2 protein-coding genes and 1 pseudogene are annotated in these 3564 nt (G+C 63.0%); all 3 read right to left on the bottom strand.

Annotated features, from left to right (window positions below):
- Positions 1-83 precede the first annotated feature (83 nt).
- The gene (locus EOC06_RS34480; RefSeq protein ID WP_128309908.1) at positions 84-2207 is read right to left on the bottom strand and encodes an SMP-30/gluconolactonase/LRE family protein; all 2124 of its coding nucleotides are present in this window, start codon (positions 2205-2207) and stop codon (positions 84-86) included.
- Positions 2208-2289: 82 nt separating this feature from the next.
- A complete protein-coding gene (locus EOC06_RS34475; RefSeq protein ID WP_127271251.1) occupies positions 2290-3315 on the bottom strand; it encodes a sugar ABC transporter substrate-binding protein in 1026 nt (341 codons plus the stop codon).
- A gap of 65 nt (positions 3316-3380) precedes the next feature.
- Positions 3381-3564 (bottom strand): annotated as a pseudogene (locus EOC06_RS34470) (ABC transporter permease); the annotation flags it as partial.

Here is a 3564-nt window from a genome sequence, read left to right as displayed (position 1 = left end):
CCGCGTGTTGGGGCGAAAAGCGCCGTCGAGCGGCGGGATGGTGACCGCCTTGCCGCGAAACAGGTCAAGCACCGGATCGAGCATCATGGCTTTGCTCCCCAATAGGAAGCGGGACAGGTCCAGTTCGGGTCGGCGCCTGCGATCTTGTAGCGGCCGATGCGGTTGTTGAGGATGCCGCCGACGAACAGATATCCCTTGTGCTCGCGCATTGAGGTGACCATCGGATGCGCGCCGCCGGTGAGGTCGCCCATTGCCTCGACGATGCCGCCCTTCTCGTTGAATTTGACCACGCCGCCGGTGTTGATGTTGGGGAACAGCCATTCATCCTGCGGCAGGCGGCGCGTCATGCGCTTGCGCATGTCGGGATGGCGCAGCGACAGGTCGAAGCTCGGCGTGCGCATGCCGAGCCACGCCATCCAGTAATTGCCATCGGAGGCGCGGTTGATGTTGTCGGGATAGCCCGGCATGTCGCGGATGACGCATTCGGCGGTGCCGGCCTTCGGCCCTTCCAGCCAGTAGCGATGCACGCGGCAGGCCCAGCTTTCGGCGAAGAACAGCGACTTGCCGTCATGCGCCATGCACACACCGTTGGTGTAGCGGTAACCGTCGAGCAGCGTCTTCGTCGAACCATCCTTCGGATCGTAGACCAGCAGCCGGCCGGTGGCGCGGTTCTCGATCGAATCCAGCGCCCAGTCATGTGCGTCGTAACGCTTGGTCGAGTCTGTGAAATAGATGCGCCCGTCGGGTGCGATGTCGCAGTCATTGGGATCGCGCAGCCGCGCATCGTCGACGATCGAGGTCCACGAACGCGACGTCTCCGCCGACAGGCGTTTAACCTCCCGATCCGGCGAGACCGAATAGAGCCCCATGGCGCCGACGCAGCTGATCAGATTGCCTGATTTGTCGAAGGCCAGCCCCAGGGGGAAACCGCCGATGTGAGCAAACACTTCGGATTTGACGTAGTCCGGCGCGAAGAAACGGACGATCTCGCCATGACGCGTGCCGCAATAGAGATTGTCGTCGCGGTCGAGAATGACGTCTTCAGGCCCTTCCAGCTCGCCAAGCCCGATATGCTCTGCGGCCGACAGCCGGTTGTCGAGTTCGTAGGGCGTTCCGGAGCCTGGTGCGGCCGACTTTGTCTCGCCCATCTTGAGATAGACCGGCGCGACATAAACCTCGTTCAGCACCTTGTGGCGGTTCTTCAGCCAGCGGATGTCGATGGTCACCGCGACCGCCAGCATGATGCCAAGCACCATCTGGTTGGTGCCGGTGCCATAGCCCAGCCGGATCAGCCCGTTGGTCATGGTCAGCACAATGATGGCGCCCATCAGCCCCTTGATCACCGAGCCGCGGCCGCCGCCAAGGCTGACGCCGCCGACCACCGCCGCCGTCAGTGCCATGATCTCGAGGTTGAGGCCGGTGCCCGGCCCTGCCCCACTCAGCCGGCAAGCGATGAGGAAGCCGCCGATCGAGGCGCAGAAGCCGGAGAAGACGTAGGTCATGAACACGGTGCGGCGCACGCGGATGCCGGCATTGTGCGCCGAGCGCCTGGAGCCGCCGACCGCCAGCACGTGCCAGCCCGGCCGTGAACGGGTCAGCGCGATATGGGTGACGATGGCCAGGATGATCGCCAGCCACACCGAGACCGACAGCCCCCAGAAGGTGCCGTCGCCGATGAAATCCAGCACGTCCGAGGTGGCGCCGGAAAGTTGCACATCGGCGGCATAAGTGGTGACCAGGATGTCGAACAGCGCGCGGCCGAAGATGAAGGTGACCAGCGTGGTGAGAAAGGCGCGCAGCCTGAAATAGCCGACCAGATAGCCGTTGATCGCACCGAACAGCAATCCTGTGGCGATCGATGCGGCAAGCGCCAGCCACACGGACTGATCGAGGATGAAGAAGACATAGACCGCGGAAAAACAGGAGAGCGCGAAGATCGAACCGACCGACAGGTCGATGCCGCCGCCCAGCATGACCACCGTCATGCCGGTGACGATCAGCGAGAACTCGCCGAGCTGACGGGTCGAATCCTGCAGCGCCGTCAGCTTGAAGAAGCCCGGGATGAGCGAGCCGAAGGTTGCCAGCGTCGCCACCAGCGCCAGGAACGGAATGGCGTTGTCGGTCCAGCGCTTGGTCAGGATCTCGCCGACGACATGGTCGGGCACGAGATTGTAGCGCCAGGACTGGAGGCGTTCGCGAAAGGACATCAGGTCACTGCTGCAAGAGAAAAGACAAAGAGGTGGCCAGGCAATCCGACCACCTCATCGATATCGATTGAAGAGGCTTGGCTTATTTCGCCGCCGCTTCGGCCTGCAGGGCCTTCAAGTCCCAGCAGCTATCGGGCTTCAGGTCAGCCTTGGTCGTCGCCTTCTCCAGCGTGTAGATGTAGGTGTGCGAGGTGCCGGCCGGCTGGCCGCTCTGCAGCAGGAACTTGATGATGGCGTTCATGTCGCCCGACTGGCGGGCAAGATCGGTCATCACCACAGCGCCATAGGTGCCGTCCTGCAGCTTGTCGCAATCGGCCGCCTTCTCGCCACCGCCCGTGGTGACCAGGAACACCTTGCCGTCGAGCTTGGCGTCGCGGATCGCGGCAGCCGCGCCGGTGGCATCGCCGTCCCAGAAATCGATGATGGCGCAGATGTCGGGATTCTGCTGCAGCATCGTCGTCGTCACGTTGCGCGAGGTGGTCGCGTCCCAGTTGGAATCCGGCTTGGCCACCACCTTGAAGTCGGGGTTCTTGTCCAGCACCTTCATGATGCCGGCATATTGGTAGAGGCTCGACGAATTGGCCTGGTCGCCTTGCACCAAACCGAGCTTCTTGGAGGAGTTCGGGCCGCAGCCCTTGATCGCCGCTTCGGCCTCGAGCTGGCCGAGCCGGTCCCAGTCGCTGCCGACAAAGGCGTCGGCCGGGAAATTGGCCGGATTGTCGACCAAAATCACATAGGTGCCGGCGGCTTGCGCCTTCTTCATCAGCTTGGCATAGGAATTGAGGTCCGGCGAATGGATGATCAGCACATCCGGCCTGGTGTCCGACGAGATCGCGTCGGTGATCGCTTGCGCGCCGGCGTCGACGACCCAGTTCGGATCGCGTGTCTCGAAGGTGCCGCCCCAGGCTTCGACTTCCTTCTTCAGGAAATGCGTCCAGCCCTGTGCCAGGTCGAAACCCATCGCCATCGGCACCAGCATGACGCGCTTGCCCTTGAGCGCCTGTGCGTAAGCCGCCGGGCCAGGATCGTCGGCGGCAAAGGTTGGCGCCACGAAGGCGGTAACGGCAAGCGCCGTGGCCGCTGCCATGAGTGTTCTGATCAGTTTCATGTCACATCCTCTGGTTTGGTTTTGTTATCAGCGGCCGGCCCCAACCGTCCGCCGCAGTTCAGGTACTAAATGTCACCCTGCTGGGCGGTCTGTTCGTCACGTGGGTTGATGATGCCGTCGACGATGATGGCGCCGAGCAGGATCGCGGCCTTGATCAGGTTCTGGTAGAGCAGCGGGATGTCGATGATGGTCATGGCGTTGAGCAGGATGCCGATCAGCGCCGCCCCCACCAATACGTTGCGCACCCCC

The sequence above is a fragment of the Mesorhizobium sp. M7A.F.Ca.MR.362.00.0.0 genome, assembly GCF_004023175.1.
Lineage (GTDB): Bacteria > Pseudomonadota > Alphaproteobacteria > Rhizobiales > Rhizobiaceae > Mesorhizobium.
This window is presented reverse-complemented; position numbering and strand designations above follow the sequence as displayed.

Coding starts and splice junctions, on each gene's coding strand:
- EOC06_RS34480 (WP_128309908.1), bottom strand. CDS start 2,207: ATGTCCTTTCGCGAACGCCTCCAGTCCTGGCGCTACAATCTCGTGCCC.
- EOC06_RS34475 (WP_127271251.1), bottom strand. CDS start 3,315: ATGAAACTGATCAGAACACTCATGGCAGCGGCCACGGCGCTTGCCGTT.